This is a genomic window from Saccharospirillum mangrovi (assembly GCF_003367315.1).
Classification (GTDB): Bacteria; Pseudomonadota; Gammaproteobacteria; order Pseudomonadales; family Natronospirillaceae; genus Saccharospirillum; species Saccharospirillum mangrovi.
Map to the genome: position 1 here is coordinate 1,696,252 of NZ_CP031415.1, position 21,966 is coordinate 1,718,217.

Annotated in this window: 22 protein-coding genes and 1 tRNA gene; 12 read left to right on the forward strand and 11 right to left on the reverse strand. The window is 58.2% G+C overall.

The window, feature by feature from the left end; all coding sequences use genetic code 11:
• Nucleotides 1-76: 76 nt before the first annotated feature.
• Complete coding sequence (locus tag DW349_RS08165) at nt 77-454, forward strand: DUF2914 domain-containing protein (RefSeq protein ID WP_108124434.1); 378 nt, start codon at nt 77-79, stop codon at nt 452-454.
• Here the strand turns inward: DW349_RS08165 and DW349_RS08170 are convergent.
• From DW349_RS08170 to DW349_RS08180, 3 genes are all read right to left on the reverse strand, one after another.
• Nucleotides 435-1,595, reverse strand: coding sequence for a cation diffusion facilitator family transporter (locus DW349_RS08170; protein WP_108124433.1), 1,161 nt, complete (start codon nt 1,593-1,595; stop codon nt 435-437). The genes DW349_RS08165 and DW349_RS08170 overlap by 20 nt on opposite strands.
• Nucleotides 1,592-2,269 carry a tRNA (guanosine(18)-2'-O)-methyltransferase TrmH gene (gene trmH, locus DW349_RS08175; RefSeq protein ID WP_108124432.1) on the reverse strand — a complete coding sequence of 226 codons (678 nt, stop codon included), beginning with the start codon at nt 2,267-2,269 and terminating at the stop codon, nt 1,592-1,594. Before trmH ends, DW349_RS08170 begins: the two co-directional genes overlap by 4 nt.
• A gap of 114 nt (nt 2,270-2,383) precedes the next feature.
• Nucleotides 2,384-4,213, reverse strand: a complete 1,830-nt coding sequence (locus DW349_RS08180) for a beta-ketoacyl synthase (RefSeq protein WP_108124431.1) — start codon at nt 4,211-4,213, stop codon at nt 2,384-2,386.
• Nucleotides 4,214-4,314: 101 nt separating this feature from the next.
• On the opposite strand from DW349_RS08180, the gene DW349_RS08185 reads away from it, so the two are divergent.
• Nucleotides 4,315-5,292, forward strand: a complete 978-nt coding sequence (locus DW349_RS08185; RefSeq protein WP_108124430.1) for a GlxA family transcriptional regulator — start codon at nt 4,315-4,317, stop codon at nt 5,290-5,292.
• On the opposite strand, the gene DW349_RS08190 is transcribed toward DW349_RS08185, so the two are convergent.
• Genes DW349_RS08190 through DW349_RS08210 form a run of 5 tightly spaced genes read right to left on the reverse strand, consistent with a single transcriptional unit; the run spans nt 5,289 to nt 8,240 of the window.
• A complete protein-coding gene (locus tag DW349_RS08190; protein WP_108124429.1) occupies nt 5,289-5,744 on the reverse strand; it encodes a DUF2069 domain-containing protein in 456 nt (151 codons plus the stop codon). The two genes, DW349_RS08185 and DW349_RS08190, sit on opposite strands and share 4 nt — an antisense overlap.
• The gene (wrbA, locus tag DW349_RS08195; RefSeq protein ID WP_108124428.1) at nt 5,731-6,336 is read right to left on the reverse strand and encodes an NAD(P)H:quinone oxidoreductase; all 606 of its coding nucleotides are present in this window, start codon (nt 6,334-6,336) and stop codon (nt 5,731-5,733) included. Before wrbA ends, DW349_RS08190 begins: the two co-directional genes overlap by 14 nt.
• A complete protein-coding gene (gene arsC, locus DW349_RS08200; RefSeq protein WP_108124427.1) occupies nt 6,337-6,684 on the reverse strand; it encodes an arsenate reductase (glutaredoxin) in 348 nt (115 codons plus the stop codon).
• 21 nt (nt 6,685-6,705) lie between these two features.
• The gene (locus DW349_RS08205; protein ID WP_108124426.1) at nt 6,706-7,047 is read right to left on the reverse strand and encodes a hypothetical protein; all 342 of its coding nucleotides are present in this window, start codon (nt 7,045-7,047) and stop codon (nt 6,706-6,708) included.
• Nucleotides 7,044-8,240: a DesA family fatty acid desaturase gene (locus DW349_RS08210; protein WP_108124425.1), complete on the reverse strand. Its 1,197-nt coding sequence runs from the start codon at nt 8,238-8,240 to the stop codon at nt 7,044-7,046. Before DW349_RS08210 ends, DW349_RS08205 begins: the two co-directional genes overlap by 4 nt.
• A 212-nt stretch (nt 8,241-8,452) precedes the next feature.
• On the opposite strand from DW349_RS08210, the gene DW349_RS08215 reads away from it, so the two are divergent.
• The 3 genes from DW349_RS08215 to DW349_RS08225 all read left to right on the forward strand — a co-directional run bounded on the left by DW349_RS08215 (nt 8,453) and on the right by DW349_RS08225 (nt 11,133).
• Nucleotides 8,453-10,162 carry a protein-disulfide reductase DsbD family protein gene (locus DW349_RS08215; protein WP_108124424.1) on the forward strand — a complete coding sequence of 570 codons (1,710 nt, stop codon included), beginning with the start codon at nt 8,453-8,455 and terminating at the stop codon, nt 10,160-10,162.
• A 99-nt stretch (nt 10,163-10,261) separates the two neighbouring features.
• Complete coding sequence (locus DW349_RS08220; protein ID WP_108124423.1) at nt 10,262-10,777, forward strand: 3'-5' exonuclease; 516 nt, start codon at nt 10,262-10,264, stop codon at nt 10,775-10,777.
• 53 nt (nt 10,778-10,830) lie between these two features.
• The gene (locus DW349_RS08225) at nt 10,831-11,133 is read left to right on the forward strand and encodes a BolA family protein (protein ID WP_108124422.1); all 303 of its coding nucleotides are present in this window, start codon (nt 10,831-10,833) and stop codon (nt 11,131-11,133) included.
• 15 nt (nt 11,134-11,148) lie between these two features.
• Here the strand turns inward: DW349_RS08225 and DW349_RS08230 are convergent, their stop codons facing one another.
• Nucleotides 11,149-11,694, reverse strand: coding sequence for a YecA/YgfB family protein (locus DW349_RS08230; RefSeq protein WP_157954246.1), 546 nt, complete (start codon nt 11,692-11,694; stop codon nt 11,149-11,151).
• Between the two features lie 130 nt (nt 11,695-11,824).
• Between DW349_RS08230 and DW349_RS08235 the strand changes: the two genes are divergently transcribed.
• Together DW349_RS08235 and DW349_RS08240 are read left to right on the forward strand one after the other, a co-directional pair.
• Nucleotides 11,825-11,900, forward strand: a tRNA-Arg gene (locus DW349_RS08235).
• A 30-nt stretch (nt 11,901-11,930) separates the two neighbouring features.
• A complete protein-coding gene (locus tag DW349_RS08240; protein WP_108124420.1) occupies nt 11,931-12,683 on the forward strand; it encodes an S-methyl-5'-thioinosine phosphorylase in 753 nt (250 codons plus the stop codon).
• 85 nt (nt 12,684-12,768) lie between these two features.
• Here the strand turns inward: DW349_RS08240 and DW349_RS08245 are convergent, their stop codons facing one another.
• Both DW349_RS08245 and mfd read right to left on the reverse strand, forming a co-directional pair.
• Nucleotides 12,769-13,596: a CsiV family protein gene (locus DW349_RS08245; protein WP_108124419.1), complete on the reverse strand. Its 828-nt coding sequence runs from the start codon at nt 13,594-13,596 to the stop codon at nt 12,769-12,771.
• Nucleotides 13,597-13,603: 7 nt separating this feature from the next.
• The gene (gene mfd, locus DW349_RS08250) at nt 13,604-17,065 is read right to left on the reverse strand and encodes a transcription-repair coupling factor (RefSeq protein WP_108124418.1); all 3,462 of its coding nucleotides are present in this window, start codon (nt 17,063-17,065) and stop codon (nt 13,604-13,606) included.
• A gap of 308 nt (nt 17,066-17,373) precedes the next feature.
• On the opposite strand from mfd, the gene DW349_RS08255 reads away from it, so the two are divergent.
• The 5 genes from DW349_RS08255 to nqrE are packed head-to-tail and all read left to right on the forward strand — an operon-like array spanning nt 17,374 to nt 21,958.
• The gene (locus DW349_RS08255; protein ID WP_108124417.1) at nt 17,374-18,711 is read left to right on the forward strand and encodes a Na(+)-translocating NADH-quinone reductase subunit A; all 1,338 of its coding nucleotides are present in this window, start codon (nt 17,374-17,376) and stop codon (nt 18,709-18,711) included.
• Between the two features lie 2 nt (nt 18,712-18,713).
• Nucleotides 18,714-19,916, forward strand: a complete 1,203-nt coding sequence (locus tag DW349_RS08260) for an NADH:ubiquinone reductase (Na(+)-transporting) subunit B (RefSeq protein WP_108124416.1) — start codon at nt 18,714-18,716, stop codon at nt 19,914-19,916.
• Nucleotides 19,906-20,688 carry a Na(+)-translocating NADH-quinone reductase subunit C gene (locus tag DW349_RS08265; RefSeq protein WP_108124415.1) on the forward strand — a complete coding sequence of 261 codons (783 nt, stop codon included), beginning with the start codon at nt 19,906-19,908 and terminating at the stop codon, nt 20,686-20,688. Before DW349_RS08260 ends, DW349_RS08265 begins: the two co-directional genes overlap by 11 nt.
• 2 nt (nt 20,689-20,690) lie before the next feature.
• Nucleotides 20,691-21,350: an NADH:ubiquinone reductase (Na(+)-transporting) subunit D gene (locus DW349_RS08270; RefSeq protein WP_108124414.1), complete on the forward strand. Its 660-nt coding sequence runs from the start codon at nt 20,691-20,693 to the stop codon at nt 21,348-21,350.
• Nucleotides 21,350-21,958, forward strand: a complete 609-nt coding sequence (nqrE, locus tag DW349_RS08275; RefSeq protein ID WP_108124413.1) for an NADH:ubiquinone reductase (Na(+)-transporting) subunit E — start codon at nt 21,350-21,352, stop codon at nt 21,956-21,958. Before DW349_RS08270 ends, nqrE begins: the two co-directional genes overlap by 1 nt.
• Nucleotides 21,959-21,966: the final 8 nt, after the last annotated feature.

Sequence of the window (21,966 nt, forward strand, 5' to 3'; positions counted from 1 at the left end):
CGCAAGGCGCATTTACAGCCATCCCATTTCATGCCAGCTTGACGGAACCCTTCGCGCATAAACGGAGATAACAAGAATGCGAAGCATCCGTTGGCTGGCTGTCGTTATAGCCCTGGTGTTGCCCGCCTGGACTCAGGCGGATGTGATTCGACACCATTTCACCCGCAATGTGGTTGCGCACGAACCGGTCGATCGACTGAGCAGCGCGACCAATATTAATCCGCTGTTTTATTTCACCGAACTGGAAGGCATGGATGGGGCGACCGTTGTCCATCGCTGGTTGTTGAATAACCGTGTGATGGCCGAAGTGCGTTTCCAGGTAACCGGGCCGAGATGGCGCGTCTATTCCAGTAAATTGATGCAACCCGATTGGGATGGCATCTGGAAATTGGAGGTGCTGGATGGCGACGGTAATTTGTTGGCGACCGACACCATCAGTGTGTTGATCGACTGAGGCGCTCGCCGCTCAGAGTCAACACAATATCGGCAATCCAATCGACGTCATTCAGCAGCCGTTGGCACAGGTCGCGAGCCGCCAGGCATTGTGCGTCGGTGGCAAAACGCAATTCCAACTGCGCGCGTTGCTGGTGGTAGTGAATGATCAGCCGGTCGTAGTCGCGCACGCCGTAGTCGGCCAGCAGCGATTCGATGGTTGGTCGCAGCGGCGCCAGCGGGCGAACCTGACTGTCCTGTGGGTCGGGTTCGTGATCGATGTGCAGGGTGACATCGGCAATGTCATCGAATTGGGTCTTCAGGCGGGTCAATGCCCATTCGTTGATCTGGTGGCCTTCGGACACTGAAATGCGGCTGTCCACACGCAGATGCGCATCGACAAATAAATCTGGCCCCATACGTCGGGTGCGCAACAGGTGCACATCGCGCACGCCCGGAATGGCGGCCAGCGCTTCCAGCAGGGCGGTTTGGCGCTCATCATCCACGCCCTGGTCCACCAACTGTTGGATGGCTTGCCAGGCGAGTCGGATACCCATCCAACCGATCATGACGGCGACTATAAAAGCCGCGATGATTTCCAGTGCCGGAAACCCCGCCAGCGTTGCCAGCAAACCAATTAACACCACAACCGACGACAGGCTGTCGGAACGCGCGTGCCAGGCGTTGGCTTCGATCAACGCCGAGCGCGCCAGCCGCGCCTGACGAATGGCGTATTGGAAGTAACCTTCCTTGAGCGCGATGGCGACAACCACCGTCGCCAGTCCCAAACCGCTGGGCGATGGCCGGCTGTCGGAAAACAGCAGCTGAATGGTTTCAAAACCGATGCCTAAAGCGACCGTTAACAACAGCGCGCCGAGCATGACGGTGCCCAGCGTTTCAAAGCGGGCGTGGCCGTAAGGGTGATCGCTGTCGGGGCGTTGTCGTGCGATGCGGGCCAGCAAAATAATGGGCAAGTCCGCGAGCAAATCCGACAGGCTGTGCATGGCGTCGGCAATCAACGCCGGCGAGGCCACCAACCAGCCGACCCCCAGTTTGATCACGAACGCCAGGCTATCGACCACCACCGCCCAGGCATTGGTAACACCTATGCGGCGATGGCGATCAACCTCGGTGTTGGTTTCGGTCAACGGGCTCTCGCTCACAACGCACCTCGGTAAGCCGGGTCGGCCGGCGGAATGACATCGCCATCGTCATCAAGCGCCGGGTAGGGCAGGCCGTGGCGGTCGCAATAGGCGGCCATTTTCGGCTGTGCCCAACGAAATAAGGTGGCGTGGTAGCCCGAGTCTTCGACGAAAGGGCGATCATACCAACTTTCGCGGCGACGCTGATGCATGGCTTCTTCCAGAATAATGGCGGCGGCAACGCTGACATTATAGCTTTCCACCATGCCAACCATGGGGATGGTCAGATGCGCATCGGCGGCCTCGGCGGCTTCATCACTCAGGCCGCGTTTTTCCGCACCCATCACCAACGCAAAGGGTTGGCAGTAATCAACGTCGCGGTAATTCACCGCTCGCTCTGACCAATGCGCAGCATAAAGTTTGAAACCCCGTTGCCGGGCAGCGGCCATGGCTTTGCCAATGGTGTCGTGTACACGGGTAGCGACAAACCGGCTGCTGCCGCCAGCGGTGTTGTGATACACCAAGCGCCCGTGCCTTGGCTGCACCATGTGAATTTCAGGGATACCGACGGCATCGGCGGTGCGCAGAATGGCGGATATGTTTTGCGCCTTGTGTACCTGATCGGTCAGCACCGTCATGTCGGTTTGGCGTTGGCGCAGCACTTGTTTGAATTTCTCGAAGCGGGAACGGCTCATGATTCGTTACGGGCGTGAGGACGGCGGTACTTTAACGGCCTGAGCAGAAAGCGCAAATCGCCAGCCTTGCCGCAAAACGTTAAACAAACGGGCGGAGGATTCCGCCCGTCGTGATCAATCGAGGTAGGGGTTGTGTTGCGGCAGGTCGATCGGTGTGGCGAACTGGCTCAGCGTCAACTGCTCGCGATTCATGCTGACGTCGGTTTCGTCCATCACGGCCTGACCAAAGGAATAGATGACCTTCAGACCGTTTTCACGCGTGCGGCGGTCGTAATCCGCTTGAGCCGCAGCGATGCCCTCGTTGCGACCTTGCCAGCCATCCAGCGCGTTTTGGCCGTGGCGTTGACGCAGTAATTCCAGCGTCTTGTTTGGTGACAGCACCAGGGCGCTGGCGTTGTTGCCGCCAAAACCTTTGGCGTTGATCAACGCGCCGTCCATGCCTTCGCCCTGGTCGCCAACGGCTTTGTGGTCCATCAGGATATCGAGATTGGAGCGGTGTACGTCATCGGCAATGTGATCGATGGTTTTGATGCCCGGAATCAAGCCTTCGGCCCAAACGCCCAGAGCGGCGGTCAGGCTGTCGCCACCGGCCGGCGCTTGCGAATGGCCGAGGTAGGCTTTGATGGCGCTGATCGGCCAATGCTGAATGCCAAAGGTTTTAGCGACCTCATTGAAAATGTGCGACTCGGTCACCCGGTTTTGTGGCGTGCCAGTGCCGTGTGCCATGACAAAGGTTCGTGCCAGACCAGCGTCGCCCAAAATGGCGCGCGCCAGGGCGGTGGCCTTTGCCATGGTGACGTAGTTGCCCACGCCCGGGCTGGAAATGGATTTCTTGTTGGCGTCGGCATTGACGAACACCTCGCCGACGGAGCCAAAGACGGTCGCACCGCATTCCAGCGCCAGGGCGTCGTCCATCAATACGACAAACTGGCTGGATTCGGCGATGGTGAAGCCGGCGTTGGCTGAGAAGGGGCGGCAGGCGCGGCGGTTGTCGGCAATGTCGCTGCCGTCGAGCTGACGCAGTTGGTCGTCTTCTGCCAAGGCACCCATAACGCGGAAGCCTTCGATGATTTCCGGCACGATCGGCGCTTCCGAGTTACCGACAATGGCAACCCGACATTGACCGGACTGAATGTCGGCCATGCCCTGGCGCAGGTTGTACAGAAAGGTTGCGCAGGCGCCGACGTTGGTGCCGGTGTTGCCAACGCTGTTGATGATGTAAGAGTTCACGAAATCGGCCGACATTTCCGGCAACGACAACGGCAGCATTTTTGAGGTGATGCGCGAGCCGGTCATCGGCGATTGGTACAGGCCGCGCAGGCCGGCCTGGTCGAGCTGGGAATAGGCGGAACCGGCGTAAACCGACACCTGATCCGGCCGCACCCGTTCCAGTACGGACGACCAATCCATACCCATCGATTGAATCGCATCGGACGCGCCATACACCGCCAGTTGCAGACCGCGCGGATGGTGCGCGGCGTTGTAGTAGCTCGACGGGTCAAAGCCGGTCGGCAAAGAGCCAGCGGACGACACCTTACTGGCAAAGCTTCCCGGCACCAGCACCGGCATATCGCCGTCCACCCGAATCTGCACCTGGCCGGCGGACTCACCGACCACCGTCCAACCGGCTGGCAACGGGTCTGGCAATTGACGGCGCTTCAGTTCGAAATTGAAACCGTTGGCGTTGCTCAGGTTGGCTTTGTTCTGGTTGGGTATGGCGGAGGGATCAAAATGACTGGCCGCTTCGATACGACGAATCAGCGTGCCATCGAGTATCGCCTGGCGGTTGGTGGTGCCCATCAACGTCGACAAGTCTTGCCAGGTTGCGGCCATGCGCGTCTCGTCCAGCGCGTCCTGAACCAAACGACGGTAGCTGTGGTGCATGGAAACCCGGCCAGCGGCGTTGATGCCACCGAAGCCAACGATCAAAGGCAGTGCTTTCATGTTCGGTAATCCGTCAGTGCGTCAATGGGGCAGGACTATAGAGGCTGAACGGGGTCGGTGTTATAACTATCCGGACGAAAAGCAATACAAAAAGGACAATCATGAAGCTGGCTTTTGTCATCAGCCCGCAAGCCTTGCTGACCGGCATCGCTTTACCGGTGGAGATGTTTTACGCCGCCAGCCGTTTTCGGGTGAAGCGTCGCGCCGCACCCACCTTGTCGATTCAGTTGGTCGGCGACAGCCTGCAGACGCAGCGGGCTGTCGGTGGCTTAAACATCCAGGCTGACCACACCTTTGCCCAGGCAGACGATGCCGACCTGATTTTCGTGCCGCCGATGTGGGGCACGCCCTGGCCGGTGATCAGCCAGGGAGATGCGCTGCAACGTTGGCTGGTCGAGCAATATCAGAACGGCGCGCGTCTGGCGGCGACGGGCACTGGCGTTGGTCATCTGGCGCGCGCCGGCTTGCTCGACGGACGGGTTGCGACAACGCACTGGTATTACCTGGACCGCTTTCGGCAGCGCTATCCCGAGGTGAAATTCGAAGGCCACCACTTTGTCACCCACGAAGACGGTCTCTACTGCGCCGGCTCGATCAACGCCCAGACCGATCTGGTGCTGTTTCTGATCGAGCAAACCTTTGGCGAAGACGCCCTGGCGTTGGTCGAACGGCAGTTCACGCACGAGCTCAAACGCACTTTTTCCACGCCTTATTTTGAGCCGGGCGGAGCGGTGCATCACGACGAAGGGGTGAGTCTGGTGCAATCCTGGTTGCGGCAGCATCTGACCGATGACATCAGCCTGCCGCAACTGGCGCGATTGCTGGATCAGTCGGAGCGCAATTTCAGTCGCCGTTTTCAGGCGGCAACCGGTGAAAGTCCGATGGCGTATGTGTTGCGCATGCGGCTCGACAGCGCGCGTGAATTATTGCGCGATACCAACCTGCGGGTGGCGGAAGTGGGCGAAGCCTGTGGCTTTCGTACGGCGGCGTATTTTGGCCGGGTGTTCCGCGAGCGCCTGTCGATGACGCCCGGGGAATACCGAAAGATGGTGCGTTCGAAGCTGTTTACAGCGGGCTAGATATTGGACTCTTTGGCGGCTCGGGCTTTCTGCGCACGGATAGCCGCTTCCTTGGCTTTCTGTGCCTTGGCCGCTTTCTTGAACGGCCGCAACCAGACGATCACCTGAACATAAGCGTTCAAGCTGGTGCCAGCCAGCGCCAGTCCGCCAACCAGGCCGCCGGGCGAAAACGACAGCACAATGCCGACGATCAAATAACCCAGCACCAGGAAACTCAGCCAACTGACCGAACCGGGTTGCGGCTTGTGCGCAACGCCGACGAACGCGAACAACGGAATGGAAACGAACAGCCCGATGACCAGGCAGGAGGCAATCCATTCGCCCAATGGCATGGAGCCATAATCGGGACCGTACGCGAAGGCGCCGCCGTATATCGCCATCATCATCAACCAGAAAGCGATTTTCAGTTGGCGGTTCAGGTTAATCATTTCGACCGGATCAGGAGTTGTCATCGTGAAGCCTCAATGCCAGTTGTGCCAATCGTCGGCCCTGGTGGCGGGCCAACGTCAGAATGGTGGCATCGGGTGGCTGATGATCCGCACCCGACACCCAGGATGTTCCGTAGGGCGTACCGCCGCCAATGTGATCGTGCAACGCCGGCTCGCTGAACGGTAAACCGCTGATCAGCATGCCATGGTGCAGCAGCGGCACCATCATCGATAACAAGGTGGCTTCCTGGCCGCCGTGCGGTGTGCTGGTACTGGTGAACACGCCGGCGGGTTTGCCGATCAACCGACCCGACACCCACTCGTTGGTGGTCTGTTCCAGAAAGTATTTCAGGCTGGCTGCCATATTGCCGAATCGACCCGGCGAACCCAGCGCAAGGCCGGCGCAACCGGCGAGATCGTCCAGGGTGCAGTACAGCGGGCCATCGTCGGGAATGTCGCTGACGGGGGCTTCGTGATCGGCGCGCACAGCCGGAACGGTGCGCAGCCGCGATTCGATACCGCCAACTTCATCGATGCCCGCCGCCAGCGCCTGCGCCAGACGAGCGACCGAGCCATAACGGCTGTAATACAAAACCAGAACGTAGGGCGTCGTCACTTACAACAACTCCAGAATGCGTTCCGGTGGCCGGCCAATGCGGGCGCTCCTGCCGTCACTCAACAGCGGGCGTTCCATCAATTTCGGATAGCGGGCCAGAGCGTTGGCGATGGCTTTTTCGTCGCTGTCGGCGGTTAGGCCGGAATCCTTGTAGTCGTCTTCTTTGCGGCGCACCAGATCGCTGGCCGGGCTGTCCAGTTGTGCGATCAAGGTGCTGAGTTCGTCGGCGCTGAGCGGTTCCTGCAAATACAGCCGCACTTGGTAATCGACACCGGCGTCATCAAGCAACGCCACCGCCTGGCGTGATTTCGAACAGCGTGGGTTGTGATAAATCGTCAGTTGAGCCATGAGATATTCCTTCAATCAACGTCAACGCGGACGCCAGTCGTACAGGCGTTCCAATTCGTTCTGATGCCACATCTCAGCTTCCGGGCCACGGTCGTTGCCCTGGTAAATACCCAGCGCTTTCAGCTTGATGAAAAAACCCGGCCGGGGAATCGGCTCGCCGCCTTTCTGGATCACCAGCGCAGCGCGTTGCGGTCGGCCGAGCAGGGCATCGTCTTCCTGCACCGCTTCAAGCAATTCCGCCAGTTGTTGAATTTGCTTGGGCGGTGTCAGGCCGAGCGCCTCGGCCAGGGGTTTGTACTGAATGGTTTCACGCCGCAGCCGTAACCCTTCGAGCAACTGCAGCAATGCATTGGTATCGCTCATGAGTGCGTAACGGCCACCGGTTTCAGCGTGTATTGACGCAACATGGCGGCGAATTCGGCCAGGGTCTCGCTGCCGGCCGCTTCGGCTTTTTCACACCAGGCTTTAAAGGCTGCGGCCAGTTCATCGCGTGACCGGGTACGCAGTGCCCAGATGGCGTTCAGTTCTTCTTTCAGGCTGTGCAGACGATGCAGCTCCGGGTGTTTGTCGAAGAATTCCTGCATCCATTGGCGACGCGATTCGTCCCACTGTTCCTGGCTCTGCGCAAGCCAGGCCGTTAAGCGACGGTAGTGCTGACCGGCACTGAGGCGAATTTTACGGTCGTCCCGTATCGCCTGGCGCAGTACGCGACGGTGAAACAGGGCCATAACGCGGAAGCGGTCGTTGGCAGCTGCAACGGCGGTGTCGGCGTCGATCAAGGATTTGCCGTCATGACGGAACACCAGCGGCCCTTGACGTACTTTGCTGGCCAAACCCAGCGCCTGGAACAAACGAATGTAAGCCCAGCCCAGATCAAACTCGTACCAGCGTGACGACAGCTTGGCCGAATTGGGGTAGGTGTGGTGGTTGTTGTGCAGTTCTTCACCGCCAATGACGATGCCCCAAGGCACCAGATTGCGCGCAGCGTCGGGCGATTCAAAATTGCGATAACCCCAGAAATGCGCCACGCCGTTAATCACACCGGCAGCCCAGAACGGAATCCACAGCATCTGAATGGCCCAGATGGACAAGCCGAAGGCACCGAACAGTGCGATATCAATGACCGCCATCAGCGCGATGCCGGCGTAATTGAAAACGGTGTGGCTGTAGACGTTGCGCTCCAGCCAATCGTCGGGCGTGCCGTTGCCGTAGCGGGTCACCGTCGCGTCGTCAGCGGCGGCCTGATACAGTTCGGCGCCTTGCCACAAGACCTTGCGCAAACCCAGAATTTGCGGGCTGTGCGGGTCATCTGCTGTTTCGCAGGTGGCGTGATGGCGACGGTGAATGGCGGTCCATTCCTTGGTTTTCAGCGCCGTCGTCAGCCACAGCCAGAAGCGGAAAAAATGCGCCAGGGCGGGGTGCAGATCCAGCGCGCGGTGGGCGCTGTGACGATGCAAATAGACGGTGACGGAAATAATGGTGAGGTGTGTCAGCAGCGCAACGTATAGCACGGCGTGCCACCATTGCCACTGCAGAAGACCGGTTACCAGGGTCATTGAAGGAAGGTCCGTAGAAGTTGAGCCGGGAAGTATAGGCAAGCGATGCCGAAGGGTGAAGCCAGGCGGTTGGGGCTGTTCTGTTTCGGCACAACTGGCAAAGTAAAGAAGCCGAAAGCTGGCTGTCGGGACGGGCGGGTGCTGCCTAGTATCTGACGCCAAATTGACAGTCGCTGGTGCGCCGCCCTGTGCGGCCTGACGTGAGATCGAAGATGGCAATAACAAACGCGATGAAGTTCTGGGTGCTCAGTGGGTTAATGGCAGTCGCCGGCCTGGTAGAGGCCACCGAATTTTTGCCGGTGGATGAGGCGTTTCAGTTGACCGTCGAGCGCCAGGGCGGCGACTTGGTGTTGCATTGGGACATCGCCGATCACTATTACCTCTATCGCGACCAACATCGTATTCGCCCGCAAAACGGTGCTGAGTTGGGGCCGGTGCAATTGTCGCCGGGCGTTGTCGAAAAATACGATCCGACCTTCGATCAGCAGATGGCGGTGTATTACGACCGTATGAACGCGGTGTACGCCGTTTTGACCGACCAGGGCGAGATCGATGTTGTCTATCAGGGCTGTGCCGATGCCGGCCTGTGTTATCCACCGCAGACGCGCCGTTTCGATTTGAACGGCGTTGCGCTGTCCAGCCCTGAACCGGGCTTTGGCGGCTTTTCGTCGGTGGCCGAACCGTCGTTGATTGATCTGTCCAATCCGCCATCTCCGGACTCAACGTTGTCGTCCGTTACGCTGGCCGGTGCGCTGCTGTTTGCACTGCTCGGCGGCATGATTCTGAACCTGATGCCCTGTGTCTTTCCGGTGTTGTCGCTGAAGGCGTTGCAATTGGCACAACATCCGGGCGATTCCAACCAACACGCCATTGCCCACGGCTGGGTGTACACCGCCGGCGTGGTGGTGAGTTTTATTCTGGTCGCGGTGGCGTTGCTGACGCTGCGTTCGTTCGGTACCTGGGTTGGTTGGGGTTTTCAGTTGCAGTCACCGGCGTTTGTGGCCGCTTTGGTGGCGTTGTTTTTTGTTTTGGCGCTGGCGATGAGCGGCATCGTCGAAATCGGCGGCCGCTGGATGGGTGTTGGTCAGGATCTGACCACTCAGCCGGGCTTGAGTGGCAGTTTCTTTACCGGCGTGCTGGCAACACTGGTAGCCACACCCTGCACGGCGCCGTTTATGGGCGCGGCCATTGGCTATGCCCTGTCGCAGCCGGCGTCGCTGAGCGTGTTGATTTTTGCCTTGATGGGTTTGGGCATGGCGTTGCCCATTCTGGTGCTGACTTACCTGCCGGCCCTGGGTCGGTGGCTGCCCAAGCCCGGTGCCTGGATGCAGACGTTCCGGCAACTGATGGCGTTTCCGCTGTTCGCTACCGTGCTGTGGCTGTTGTGGGTGTTGGTGGAACTGACCGATCCGTCGGTCATTATGTCGGCTGGTTTTGGTCTGTTGTTGCTGGCGCTGGTGTTGTGGAGCGGCCAGTGGGTTGCGCGCTGGCAGGGCATGGCACGCTGGATCAGCCGTGGCGTGCGCCTGATCGTGGCAGTCTGGGGGTTGGTCTGGGTGTTTGCGGCGCCGCCATCCGACGAACTCTGGCAACCCTATGACGCAGCACAATTGGAGCGTTATCGCGCCAATGGCGACGCTGTCTTTATCGACGTCACCGCCGCCTGGTGCATTACTTGCAAAGCCAATGAACGGGTGGCGTTGTCGGGCGAGCGTTTTGAACAGTTGGTCGAACGCACCGGTGTGCGGCTGATGCGGGCTGACTGGACACGACCGACACCGGCCGTTGATGCCTTGATTGAGGGCTTTGGCCGCAACGGCGTGCCTCTTTACGCGCTGTATCCAGCCGACTCGGGTGCGCCAACGCTGTTGCCGCAAATCTTAACGCCGAGTCTGGTGGCTGAGGCGTTTGAGTCACTCTAGGCGGCAACCTGATCAAGCCGCTGCTAGCATCACAGTCAGCGACAGCAACGCTTGCTAAGCTGTCAGTAAGAAATGTGCCGGAGTAGGTAGTCAACGCGGATGCTGTTGCCAGGAATTTTGGATATTGAAGCGTCCGGTTTCGGTCGGGGCAGTTACCCCATCGAGGTCGGCGTAGCCACGGAACAGGGCGAAGAATACGCCTGGCTGATCTTGCCCGAACCGGACTGGCTGCATTGGGACGACGGCGCACAAGCCATTCATGGCATCAGCCGCGAGCAATTGTTGAGCGAAGGTGTTTCGGTGTCGTTGGTGGCCGACCAACTGAACGAATTGCTGGAAGGCCAGATTTTGTACAGCGACGGCTGGGGGTTCGATTCCGGTTGGTTAGCGCTGCTGTATTACAGTGCCCGCAAAACCATGACCTTTCGTCTGGAAACCCTGCCGCGCATTCTAAGCGAATTTCAATTGTCCATCTGGGATGAAACCAAACGCCGCATTCGCACCGAGCGAGGCTTAAGCCACCACCGCGCGGGGGTTGATGCCAAGGTGTTGCAACTGACGTTGGAAGCAACCAGCCAGATGGAACTGCAACAACAACGGCGCGGCCCGGCTTGAAAATTGGCCGGCGCCTCCCATAGTGGCAGGCGTGAACAGTTGTCGAGGTTGCTATGTCGGTCCGTGAATCCATTCAACGCAAATTAACCGAGTTGTCGCCCAGCCATTTGGTGGTGGAAAACGAAAGCCATCGTCACTCGGTGCCAGCCAACAGCGAAACCCATTTCCGTTTGGAAATTGTCAGCGCGCAATTCGAAGGGTTGCGTTCGGTTAAACGCCATCAGTTGGTGTATGGCTTGTTGCAGGAAGAATTGAACGGGCCGGTGCACGCGCTGGCGATTCACGCCTACGCGCCGAACGAATGGGCCGGTCAGGCACCGGACTCACCCGATTGTCGCGGTGGCAATAAGCTCTAAGTGCCAAACGACGAATTACTTCACCGGCGCTTGCAGCAGCAAATACAGGTCGGTTAACACTTCGGGCAGGTCATCAACCATCTGTCGAATCAACTTGGGTTGACGGTAGATGGGCTGGTAGTCCGCTTCGTCGGTGAACAAACCGGACGCGACTTCGATTGGCAGTAACAACGTCGCCAGATTGTCTTCCTGATCGTGTTCGAACGACTCCGGTATCGAGAACACCACTTCCATAAAGGCTTCGGCCCAGAACTGTTGCGGTGAATCCTGCCAGTCGGCGGTCGGTTCGAAGGTCAGCGCCACACCGTCATCGGCATACAATTCGGTGGCAATCTGTTGGTGCAACTGCATGCACTGATCGGCCAGCCATTGCGCCTCGTCTTCGGGCAATTCCTGTAACGGCTGATCGACCGCACTCGCCAGCCATTCATCCGACAGCGGTTCGCCGCACACCGCCAATGCCGTCAGATAGCCATGCAGGCCGTGAATGTCGAGGCAGTCTTCGGCGCGTTGGTCGTCTTCCAGCCAGTCGGCCAGTTGATCCAGATCGAGTTCGGTCATGGTGATTCCTTGGCAAGTTGGCGTGGAGTATAGCCGTCGCGAGCGCGGCTGAACATCGCGCTGTCGTGCGCTAATGCCTTGATCGTAAACGGTTTCCATGCCCGCACGGGGCCGCTACAATGCCCGCCGACTCCTTGTAGTTCAACTGGATAGAACGAGGCCCTCCTAAGGCCTAAATCCTGGTTCGAGTCCAGGCGGGGAGACCAGAACAACAAGAACCGTTGGAGGTCTGAACCATGTCGGAAACGCTGGCTATTATCGGTGGTACCGGACTGACGCAATTGCCCGGTCTGACCATTTCCAAAGCGCACGATGTTCAGACGCCCTACGGCAGTCCATCGGCGCCCATTCTCGAAGGCGAATTGGACGGCTATCGCGTTTTGTTCCTGGCGCGACACGGCCACCCGCACCGCATTCCGCCGCACCAAGTGAATTACCGCGCCAACCTTTGGGCGTTGCAGACGCTGTACGCGACCGACGTTATTGCCGTCACTGCCGTTGGTGGCATTACCCGCAATATGGCAACCGGTGCGTTGGTGGTGCCGATGCAGATTATCGACTACACCCACAGTCGCGAATCGACCATTTTTGAAGGCGATTTATCGACGGTAACTCACGTTGATTTCAGTTATCCCTACACCGAATCCTTGCGCCAATTATTGGTTCATTCCGCCAAGTCAGCGAACGAAGCGGTGATTAATGGCGGCGTCTACGGAGCCACCCAAGGCCCGCGCCTGGAAACGGCGGCCGAAATTTTCCGTATGGAACAGGACGGCTGCGATATTGTCGGTATGACCGGCATGCCCGAAGCGGTATTGGCGCGCGAATTAAAATTGAATTACGCCGGGTTGTCGTTGGTGGTGAATCCGGCCGCAGGCAAAGGCGAAGGCGTGATTACCATCAAGCAGATTGAAGAAAATCTGGCCGATGGCATGGAGCGGGTGAAGCGAATTTTGCACGTGGCGGTTGATCAGTTTTATTCGCAATGATCAAACCGCAGACAACAAAAAAAGGTCGGCAATGCCGACCTTTTTTTGTTGTCTGTGAGCCGCGCTGAATAGAGTTGAACGAACCTTATCGGTCGATCGGCGTGATCAATATCAGCATGCCGAATTCCGGGTTGTCGAGGTAATGCAATTCGCCGCTGCGCATACGACGACGCTGTTGCAGGCTGATGCTTTCAGTGGCGACAAAGAAACGATCAGAATCGGCATCCTGCCGGATGGCGCTTTGGTACACCGGCGGGCCCTGAAGCAACGATAGTCCGGGGAAGGGTGCCAGGCCGTTACTGTCGAGGTTGTCGTCGATCAACCGGAACGGGTTGTCGGTGTGGGCATAGTGAATTAATTGCAGATCGGTCGTCAGGTGGAAATACCGTTCCACATAGAGTTCCAGATAGCCCTGCAATTCAGCCTGCTGGCCGTAGGTATCGCCGCCGCTGATGCGCAGCAATTCAACGTTGTCACGATCGGGAACCGGCTGCACCCAAGCTTGATGGAACAATAACCGATAGCCCTTGTTGCGACTCAAGGCCTCAATTTCATCGGCCAATTGGTATTCCGATTCGCCGAGTAATTTAAAGGGTGTCAGCTCGTTCAAATCGCCGTCGAGCAGGGTGCGTTCCGGGCCGAAAGTGAGTTCGTGACTTTCCGGCGGCTCGGCGTCGGGTTCAGTTTCTTCGTCATCCTGATCGAAACGCAGGGTGTTGGGGATTTCGATGCGATACGGCCGTTCAGCCAGCGTCGGGTAAGTCGGCCATTGTTCCGGGCTGTCGGTGTCGCGATCCGGATTGGCAAACACCAGGATTTCGACCTGATACCAACGCTCCTCGTCAGACTCAGCCAAAGCCAAGGGCGCAAGCAGGCTCAATATCAGTGCCAGGGCGGCGGGTTTGAACGTCATCAGAGTTTCATCCGGGTTGGCTGGTGATCAGTGTGAGGATTTCTTCGACGGTGTCAAACCGCCGTTCGGGGCTGGCGCAATCGGCGCCAAAGCGCAATTGGGTGCCGTTCTTCAACTTGAATCGCTGCGGTTGCGACTGGATCAGTTGCACCAGACGGAACGGGTCGATTGAGGTGTCTTTGGCGAAGTCGATAAAGCCGCCGCTGGGCCCTAAATCGAAACGTTCAATGCCGAGCGGTTCCAGGCGCAGGCGCACTGAGGTTTGCCGGAACAGGTTTCGCACCGGCTCGGGCAACAGGCCAAAACGGTCGATCATTTCGACTTGCAACTCATCCAGTTCGTTGGCCGACGCCGCCGAGGCGATGCGTTTGTACAGCGACAGGCGAGTGTTGATGTCGGGAATGTAGTCGTCCGGAATCAAGGCGGGAATACGCAGGTTCAAATCGACGCCACCGCGTTCGGCCGCTTCCGGGCTAAAAGTTTCGCCCGCCTGAATGGCTTTGACGGCGCGGTTCAGCATGTCCAGATAGAGCGAGAAACCGATGCCTTCGATGTGTCCGCTCTGTTCATCGCCGAGCAGTTCGCCGGCGCCGCGAATTTCCAGATCGTGCGTTGCCAGCGTAAAGCCGGCGCCGAGGTCCTGGGCTTCGCTGATGGCTTCCAGGCGTTTCTGGGCATCTTTGGTCAGCGACTTCCACGGCGGTGTCATCAAATAGGCGTATGCTTGGTGATGCGAACGACCGACGCGCCCGCGCAACTGATGCAACTGCGCCAACCCGAAACGGTCGGCGCGTTCGATGACGATGGTATTGGCCGACGGCACGTCGATGCCGGTTTCAATAATGGTGGTGCACAGCAGCACGTTGAACCGCTTGTGATAGAAGTCGGACATGATGCGTTCCAGCTGCCGCTCCGGCATCTGGCCGTGGGCGACAACGATGCGCGCTTCCGGCACCAGTTCGCGCAACGCCTGAGCGGTACGTTCGATGGTGCTGACTTCGTTGTGCAGATAATAAACCTGACCGCCGCGCAGAATTTCCCGCAGCAACGCTTCTTTTACCTGGGCGTCGTCGCGTTCGCGCACGAAGGTTTTGACCGACAACCGACGCGCTGGCGGAGTGGCGATGATGCTCAAATCGCGCACGCCGGACATCGACATATTCAGCGTGCGTGGAATCGGTGTCGCGGTCAGCGTCAGGATGTCGACGTTGGCGCGCAGTGCTTTTATTTTTTCTTTCTGGGCGACGCCAAAGCGGTGTTCTTCGTCGATGATCAACAAGCCCAGATCGTTAAACCGAACGTCTTTTTGCAGCAGCTTGTGGGTGCCGACCACGACATCGACTTTGCCATCGGCCAGACCGTCGATGATGGTTTTGGTTTCGCTGTCGGAACGGAAGCGGCTGAGCGCTTCGACGCGCACCGGCCAGTCGGCGAAGCGGTCGCGGAAATTCTCATAATGCTGTTGGGCGAGCAGGGTGGTGGGCACCAGAACCGCCACTTGTCGACCCGCTTGGGCGGCGATAAACGCAGCGCGGAGTGCCACTTCGGTTTTGCCGAAACCGACGTCACCACAGACCAGGCGATCCATCGGTTGCTGGCGTTGCATGTCGGCAATAACCGCGTCGATGGCGTTGGCCTGATCCGCGGTTTCCTCGAAACCAAAGCCGGCGCTGAAACGGCCGTAGTCGGCTTCATTAAAGTCGAATTTATGGCCGCTGCGGGCTTCGCGCTCGGCGTATAAGTTGAGCAATTCGGCGGCGGTGTCGCGGACTTTTTCGGCCGCTTTGCGTTTGGTTTTTGCCCAGCGGTCGTTGCCCAGTTTATTCAGCGGCGCCTGGTCGATGTCGGCGCCGGAATAGCGGCTGATTAAATGCAGGTTGCTAACGGGCACGTACAGCTTGCTGCCTTCGGCGTAGGTCAGCATCAGGAATTCCTGCGCCTGACCGTCGACTTCCAGCGTCTCCAAGCCTTGGTAGCGACCGACGCCGTGATCGAGATGCACCACCGGCGCACCGGGGTTCAACTCGGTCAGGTTCTTGATGATCTGATCGCTGTTGTCGGTCTGGCTGCGGTTGCGGCGGCGTTGTTGAACGACGTAATCGCCGAACAATTGTGTCTCGCTGATCAGGGTGTAACCGCCTTCGGAGGCGACCAAACCCTGGCTCAGTGGCGCGACGGTAAGACCGATGCGAATGCTGCTGTCGGCAATGAAGTCGCTGATGTGCGGCACGCTCTGGGGCACCACATGAATGCCAGCCAGCAATTCTTTTAACGCTTCACGCCGACCCAGCGATTCCGCACAGAACAGCACGCGGTGCGAGGTTTCCATCAGCAAGCGTTCCAGGTGCAGCAGCGGTTGCTGGGCGCGATGATCGACCGGAATGTCTTGCGGTGTTTCGACCGGCAGGTTCAGGTGGCCGCTTTGTTCGCGTACGGCCTGGGCCGACAGCGCCAGACGTGGAAAGTCTTTGGCACGGCCGAAGAATTCGCTGGACGGAGTGAACAGTTCTGCGGGTTTCAGGATCGGTTGCGTCAGGTCGTGGCGACGGTTTTCGAAACGCGCTTCGACTTCACTCCAGAAATGATCCAGCGACGGTTCTAACTGATCGCTGTGTACGATCAAAGTATTGGCCGGTAAGTAGTCCCACAGCGTGTCGGTGCGTTCGTAAAACAACGGCAGATAGTATTCGATGCCGCCGGGCGCGATGCCGTCGCTGACATCCTGATAAACGGTGCAGCGGCTGAAATCGACATCGAAGCGTTCACGGAAGGATTGCCGAAAGCGGGTGATGCCGGTCTCGGTCATCGGTACTTCGCGGCCGGGCAGCAAGGTAATGCGTTCCAGCGATTCGGCCGAGCGTTGCGTTTCGGCATCGAACCATTTCAACGATTCGATTTCGTTGTCGAATAAGTCAACGCGAATGGGCCGGTCGGCGCCCATGGGAAAGACATCCAGAATGGCACCGCGCACGGCAAATTCGCCGTGCTGATAGACGGTATCGGTAGCGCGATAGCCGGCGCTTTCCAACTGGCGCCTTTGCGCAGCTAGGTCTAGGGTTTGTCCGAGATGCCAGTCGAAGGCGGTGCCGATCAGGGCTTCGCGGGGCGGCAGCCGGTGGCTGAGGTTGGCGGCCGTGGTCAGGCAAATGCCGTGCGGTGCTTCGGCCAATTGGTTCAGCAGGCTTAGGCGATCGGAGATGATGTCTTCGTGCGGCGAGAAATTGTCGTAGGGCAGCGTTTCCCAATCCGGGAAGCTGAGAATTTGCCAGGATTCGTGTGCCGCTCGGAATACCGCCAGCTCTGTGGCGAGCCGATCGAGCTGTGCCGGACTGTCGGCAATAACCAGCAGGGTTCCGCCTTGATCGCGAATCAAATCGGCCAGATAGGCGCTGTCGGCACAGCCTCGGACGTTACCGGTGTGGCGATGGTCGCCGGCTTTTTCGGGTCGGTTAAGTGAGTGACTGAGCATGAAAGGCAGCGATTTCCTGGCCGGGCAGCGGGGCGCGAATGCTATCAAAAAAAGCGCTTCCGGGCACAGCCGCAGACGCCGTTGTACAGGCTTTATACAAAAAGAGCGCTGTTCGATTAAAGGCAGTTCGGTGGTAGCAATGGCGGGTCGCGGTCTTTATACTTGGGCGCGCTTTTTCCAGGTGGGTTGGTCAGGTTTGCCGCCTTGGCACAAGTCTCTCCGGCCTGAAATGCATTTGACATCAGACCCCCGGGAATGGGCCGTGTCCCTTTTCGGTCCCGTCTGTCAGTCATCGGGTACAGCACACTATGATCAAGATTAGTAAAGGGCTCGACTTGCCGATCTCTGGTGCTCCGCGCCAGGAAATTTCGGACGGTCGGCCGGTTTCGACCGTGGCATTGGTCGGCTACGACTACAACGGCATGAAACCGACGATGTTGGTGCGCGAAGGTGATCGGGTAAAACTCGGTCAACCGGTTTTCACCGACAAAAAATCAGAGGGTATCGTTTTCACTGCGCCGGCTTCGGGCATCGTCAAAGCCATCAACCGAGGCGCCCGGCGTGTTTTCCAATCATTGGTGATCGAAGTGGACGGCGATGACGCCGAAAACTTTGGTGCCACCCCGGCCGATCAGCTGGCGGGTCTGGATGCTGCAACCTTGCGTGAGCGTCTGGTCAAGTCCGGCTTCTGGGCTGCGTTCCGCACCCGTCCTTATTCCAAAGTACCGGCCATCGACAGCACTCCGGTGGCCATCTTTGTTCAGGCCATGGACACCAATCCGCTGGCGGCCAACCCGGAAGTGGTGATCGCTGAACAGGCTGAGGCCTTCCAGCAAGGTTTGGCGTTGCTGACCAAATTGACCGACGGCAAAGTCTGGTTGTGTCAGGCGCCCGGCGCCAAGATCCCAACCGTCGATGGCGTCAGTGTCGAGGAATTTGCGGGTGTGCATCCGGCGGGCAATGCCGGTACACACATTCATTTCCTTGAACCGGTCAGCATGAAAAAGACCGTCTGGACCATCGGTTACCAGGACGTGATTGCGTTGGCCAAGTTGGTCACCAGCGGCCGTTTGGACACCCAGCGCGTGGTCGCATTGGCCGGTCCGCGCGTTAAAGAGCCTCGCCTGGTGCGGACCCGTCTGGGTGCCTCTTTGGCTGAGTTGAGCCGTGATGAACTGCTCGAAGACGACAACCGGGTGATTTCCGGTTCGGTCTTTGGCGGTCGTGGCGGTGTCGATGAGGTAGCCTATCTGGGTCGTTATCACACTCAGGTCAGCGTCCTGGCTGAAGGCCGTGAGCGTCCGATCCTGCATTACCTGCACGCCGGTCGGAACCGCCATTCGGTGTTGAACATCTACCTGTCCAAATTGCTCAAAGGCAAAAAATTCGATTTCACCACCACCACCAATGGTTCTGAACGAGCCATGTTGCCGGTCGGTCAATACGAAAAAGTCATGCCGTTGGACATTCTGCCCACTCAGCTGTTGCGTGCCCTGGTCGTTGGCGACATCGACACCGCCGAACAGCTTGGCGCTCTGGAGTTGGACGAAGAAGACCTGGCGCTGTGCACCTACGTGTGTGCCGGCAAGTACGAATACGGTCCCATTCTTCGTGACAATCTGACGCGCATCGAGCAGGAGGCCTGAGCATGGGTTTGCGTAATACTCTCGACAAGATGGCGCCTTACTTCGAAAAAGGCGGCAAATACGAAAAGTGGTATGCCCTCTACGAGGCCGTCGACACCATCTTTTATATGCCCAACTCAGTCACCCGTACCACCGCGCACGTGCGCGATGGCATGGACCTGAAGCGCATCATGATCACCGTCTGGCTGTGTGTGTTCCCGGCGATGTTCTGGGGCATGTGGAACCTGGGCTTCCAAGCCAACACCGCCATTGCCGGCGGCCTGTCGCCGAGCGACAACTGGCACGAAGCCATCATCAGCCTGTTGGCGGGTCACGATCCGGCCAGCGTCTGGGACAACATGATCTACGGCGCGGCATACTTCCTGCCGATCTACGCGGTCACTTTTGTGGTCGGTGGTTTCTGGGAAGTGCTGTTCGCCATGGTGCGCGGCCACGAAGTAAACGAAGGTTTCTTCGTTACCTCCATCCTGTTCGCTCTGATCTGTCCGCCGGATCTGCCGCTGTGGGCAGTAGCGCTGGGCATCAGCTTCGGTGTGGTCGTGGGCAAGGAAGTCTTCGGTGGTACCGGTAAAAACTTCCTGAACCCTGCGTTGACCGGCCGTGCGTTCCTGTACTTCGCCTATCCGGCCAGCATGTCGGGCGACGCCATCTGGACCGCCGTTGACGGTTTCTCCGGCGCCACTGCTCTGAGCACTGCGTTCAGCGATGGCCTGACCAACTCCATGCTCGGTCATCTGACCTGGATGGACGCCTTCCTGGGTATTCAGCAAGGTTCCATCGGTGAAGTGTCGACGCTGATGATTCTGATCGGCGGTGCGGTGTTGTTGATCATGGGCATTGCCAGCTGGCGCATCGTCTTGGGTGTGATGATCGGCATGATCGCGTTGTCGACTTTGTTCAACGTGATCGGCAGTGACACCAACCCCATGTTCGGTCTGCCGTGGTATTGGCATCTGGTTATTGGCGGCTTTGCGTTCGGCATGATGTTTATGGCGACCGATCCGATTTCGGCGTCCATGACCGATGCCGGCAAGATCTGGTTCGGCATTTTGATCGGCGTGATGACGGTGTTGATTCGTGTCGTCAACCCGGCCTTCCCGGAAGGCATCATGCTGGCGATCATTTTTGCCAACATCTTTGCGCCGACCATTGACCACTTTGTGGTGCAGCGAAACATCAAACGGAGACTTGCTCGTGGCCAGTAATAAAGACTCCATTCAAAACATCATCAAGGTGGCGCTGCTGGTCTGTCTGGCCTGTGCCATCGTGGTATCGACCGCAGCCGTTGTGCTGCGTCCGATTCAGCAGCAGAACCAGCAGGCGGATTTGCGTCGTAACGTTCTGCAGATTGCGGACTTGTATCAGGCCGGTGTGCCGGTGGAAGTGCAGTTCCAGCAGGTGGAAACCCGCCTGGTCGATCTGCAAAGCGGCACCTTCTCGGATGCGTTTAACGTCGATAATTTTGACCCGCGTGCTGCGGCCAATGATCCGTCGATCAGCAGCAGCATTCCGGCGAGCGAAGACATTGCCGGCCTCAAGCGTCGTGAGCGTTACACCGAGGTGTATCTGGTAAACGATGACCAGGGCAACATGAAGACGTTGATTCTGCCGGTTCGTGGCTATGGCCTCTGGTCCACCATGTGGGGCTTTATTGCACTGGAAGATGATCTCAACACCGTGGTCGGTTTTGGTTTCTACGACCAGGAAGAGACGCCTGGGCTGGGTGGTGAAGTCGATAACCCGCGCTGGAAATCACAGTTCCCAGGCAAGCTGGTGTATGACGAAGCCGGCGACGTTCAGCTGGAATTGAAAAAGGGTGGCATTAATCCGAGCAATGAAATTGACGCCACTTATCGCGTCGATGCGCTCAGCGGTGCCACTCTGACCAGCCGTGGTGTGACCAACCTCATCCAATACTGGATGGGTGAACGTGGCTTCAAACCTTTCCTGAACAACCTTAAAGCAGGAGAAGCCTGATCATGTCTGAAACACGCAAGGTGTTACTGACACCGATTCTCTCCAACAACCCGATTGCCTTGCAGATCCTTGGGGTCTGTTCGGCGTTGGCGGTCACCACCGGTTTGAAAGTGACGCTGGTGATGTGTATCGCGTTGACGCTGGTTACGGCGTTTTCGAACCTGTTTATTTCCATGATCCGTAACCAGATTCCGGGCAGCATCCGCATCATCGTGCAGATGACGATCATTGCCTCTTTGGTGATCGTCGTGGATCAGGTGTTGAAAGCTTACGCCTATGACATCTCCAAGCAGTTGTCGGTGTTCGTCGGTCTGATCATCACCAACTGTATTGTGATGGGTCGTGCCGAAGCCTACGCCATGCAAAACCCGCCGATTCTGAGCTTCCTTGATGGCATCGGTAACGGCTTGGGCTACAGCGCCGTTCTGGTGTTCATTGCCACGCTGCGCGAATTCTTCGGTTCCGGCAGCCTGTTCGGCTTCCAGATTCTGCAGACCGTGAACCAAGGTGGCTGGTACGTGCCCAATGGCTTGATGCTGTTGGCACCCAGTGCCTTCTTTATCATCGGTGGCTTCATCTGGATTCTGCGTCGTTGGGACGCCACTCAGATCGAAGAAAGCGAATACACCTTGAAGGCGCACGTTAAGAAGGGGGCGGTGTAATGGAAGCGTTGTTGAGTCTGTTTATCCGCGCCGTTTTCGTTGAAAACATGGCGCTGGCCTTCTTCCTGGGCATGTGTACCTTCCTGGCGATTTCCAAGAAGATTTCCGCAGCCATCGGTTTGGGCGTTGCGGTGATTGTGGTGCAAGCCATCACCGTGCCGGTCAATAACCTGATTCTGCATTATGTACTGGCTGAAGGCGCTTTGAGTTGGGCGGGTTTCCCCGAAGCCAACCTGGAGTTCCTGGGCTACCTCAGCTACATCGGCGTGATCGCAGCCATCGTTCAGATTCTGGAAATGGTGCTCGATAAGTACTTCCCGGCGCTGTACAACGCCCTGGGTGTGTTCCTGCCGTTGATCACTGTGAACTGCGCCATCATGGGTGCGTCATTGTTCATGGTGGAACGCGACTACAACTTCAGCGAATCCATCGTCTACGGCATTGGTGCTGGTGCCGGTTGGGCGCTGGCGATTGTGGCGCTGGCGGGCATTCGCGAGAAGCTGAAGTACAGCGACGTTCCGGCCGGTTTGCGCGGTCTGGGCATCACCTTCGTTACTGTGGGTCTGATGTCGCTGGGCTTTATGTCGTTCTCTGGTGTGTCTCTGTAACGGCTGAG

Bases quoted from the DNA above. Each gene is read 5' to 3' on its own strand.
- DW349_RS08185 (WP_108124430.1), top strand. From the start codon at position 4,315: ATGAAGCTGGCTTTTGTCATCAGCCCGCAAGCCTTGCTGACCGGCATC.
- DW349_RS08255 (WP_108124417.1), top strand. From the start codon at position 17,374: ATGATCAAGATTAGTAAAGGGCTCGACTTGCCGATCTCTGGTGCTCCG.
- DW349_RS08245 (WP_108124419.1), bottom strand. From the start codon at position 13,596: ATGACGTTCAAACCCGCCGCCCTGGCACTGATATTGAGCCTGCTTGCG.
- DW349_RS08165 (WP_108124434.1), top strand. From the start codon at position 77: ATGCGAAGCATCCGTTGGCTGGCTGTCGTTATAGCCCTGGTGTTGCCC.
- DW349_RS08230 (WP_157954246.1), bottom strand. From the start codon at position 11,694: ATGACCGAACTCGATCTGGATCAACTGGCCGACTGGCTGGAAGACGAC.
- DW349_RS08180 (WP_108124431.1), bottom strand. From the start codon at position 4,213: ATGAAAGCACTGCCTTTGATCGTTGGCTTCGGTGGCATCAACGCCGCT.
- DW349_RS08260 (WP_108124416.1), top strand. From the start codon at position 18,714: ATGGGTTTGCGTAATACTCTCGACAAGATGGCGCCTTACTTCGAAAAA.
- DW349_RS08240 (WP_108124420.1), top strand. From the start codon at position 11,931: ATGTCGGAAACGCTGGCTATTATCGGTGGTACCGGACTGACGCAATTG.
- DW349_RS08270 (WP_108124414.1), top strand. From the start codon at position 20,691: ATGTCTGAAACACGCAAGGTGTTACTGACACCGATTCTCTCCAACAAC.
- mfd (WP_108124418.1), bottom strand. From the start codon at position 17,065: ATGCTCAGTCACTCACTTAACCGACCCGAAAAAGCCGGCGACCATCGC.
- DW349_RS08215 (WP_108124424.1), top strand. From the start codon at position 8,453: ATGGCAATAACAAACGCGATGAAGTTCTGGGTGCTCAGTGGGTTAATG.
- DW349_RS08225 (WP_108124422.1), top strand. From the start codon at position 10,831: ATGTCGGTCCGTGAATCCATTCAACGCAAATTAACCGAGTTGTCGCCC.
- DW349_RS08220 (WP_108124423.1), top strand. From the start codon at position 10,262: ATGCTGTTGCCAGGAATTTTGGATATTGAAGCGTCCGGTTTCGGTCGG.
- arsC (WP_108124427.1), bottom strand. From the start codon at position 6,684: ATGGCTCAACTGACGATTTATCACAACCCACGCTGTTCGAAATCACGC.
- DW349_RS08210 (WP_108124425.1), bottom strand. From the start codon at position 8,240: ATGACCCTGGTAACCGGTCTTCTGCAGTGGCAATGGTGGCACGCCGTG.
- DW349_RS08205 (WP_108124426.1), bottom strand. From the start codon at position 7,047: ATGAGCGATACCAATGCATTGCTGCAGTTGCTCGAAGGGTTACGGCTG.
- nqrE (WP_108124413.1), top strand. From the start codon at position 21,350: ATGGAAGCGTTGTTGAGTCTGTTTATCCGCGCCGTTTTCGTTGAAAAC.
- DW349_RS08190 (WP_108124429.1), bottom strand. From the start codon at position 5,744: ATGACAACTCCTGATCCGGTCGAAATGATTAACCTGAACCGCCAACTG.
- trmH (WP_108124432.1), bottom strand. From the start codon at position 2,269: ATGAGCCGTTCCCGCTTCGAGAAATTCAAACAAGTGCTGCGCCAACGC.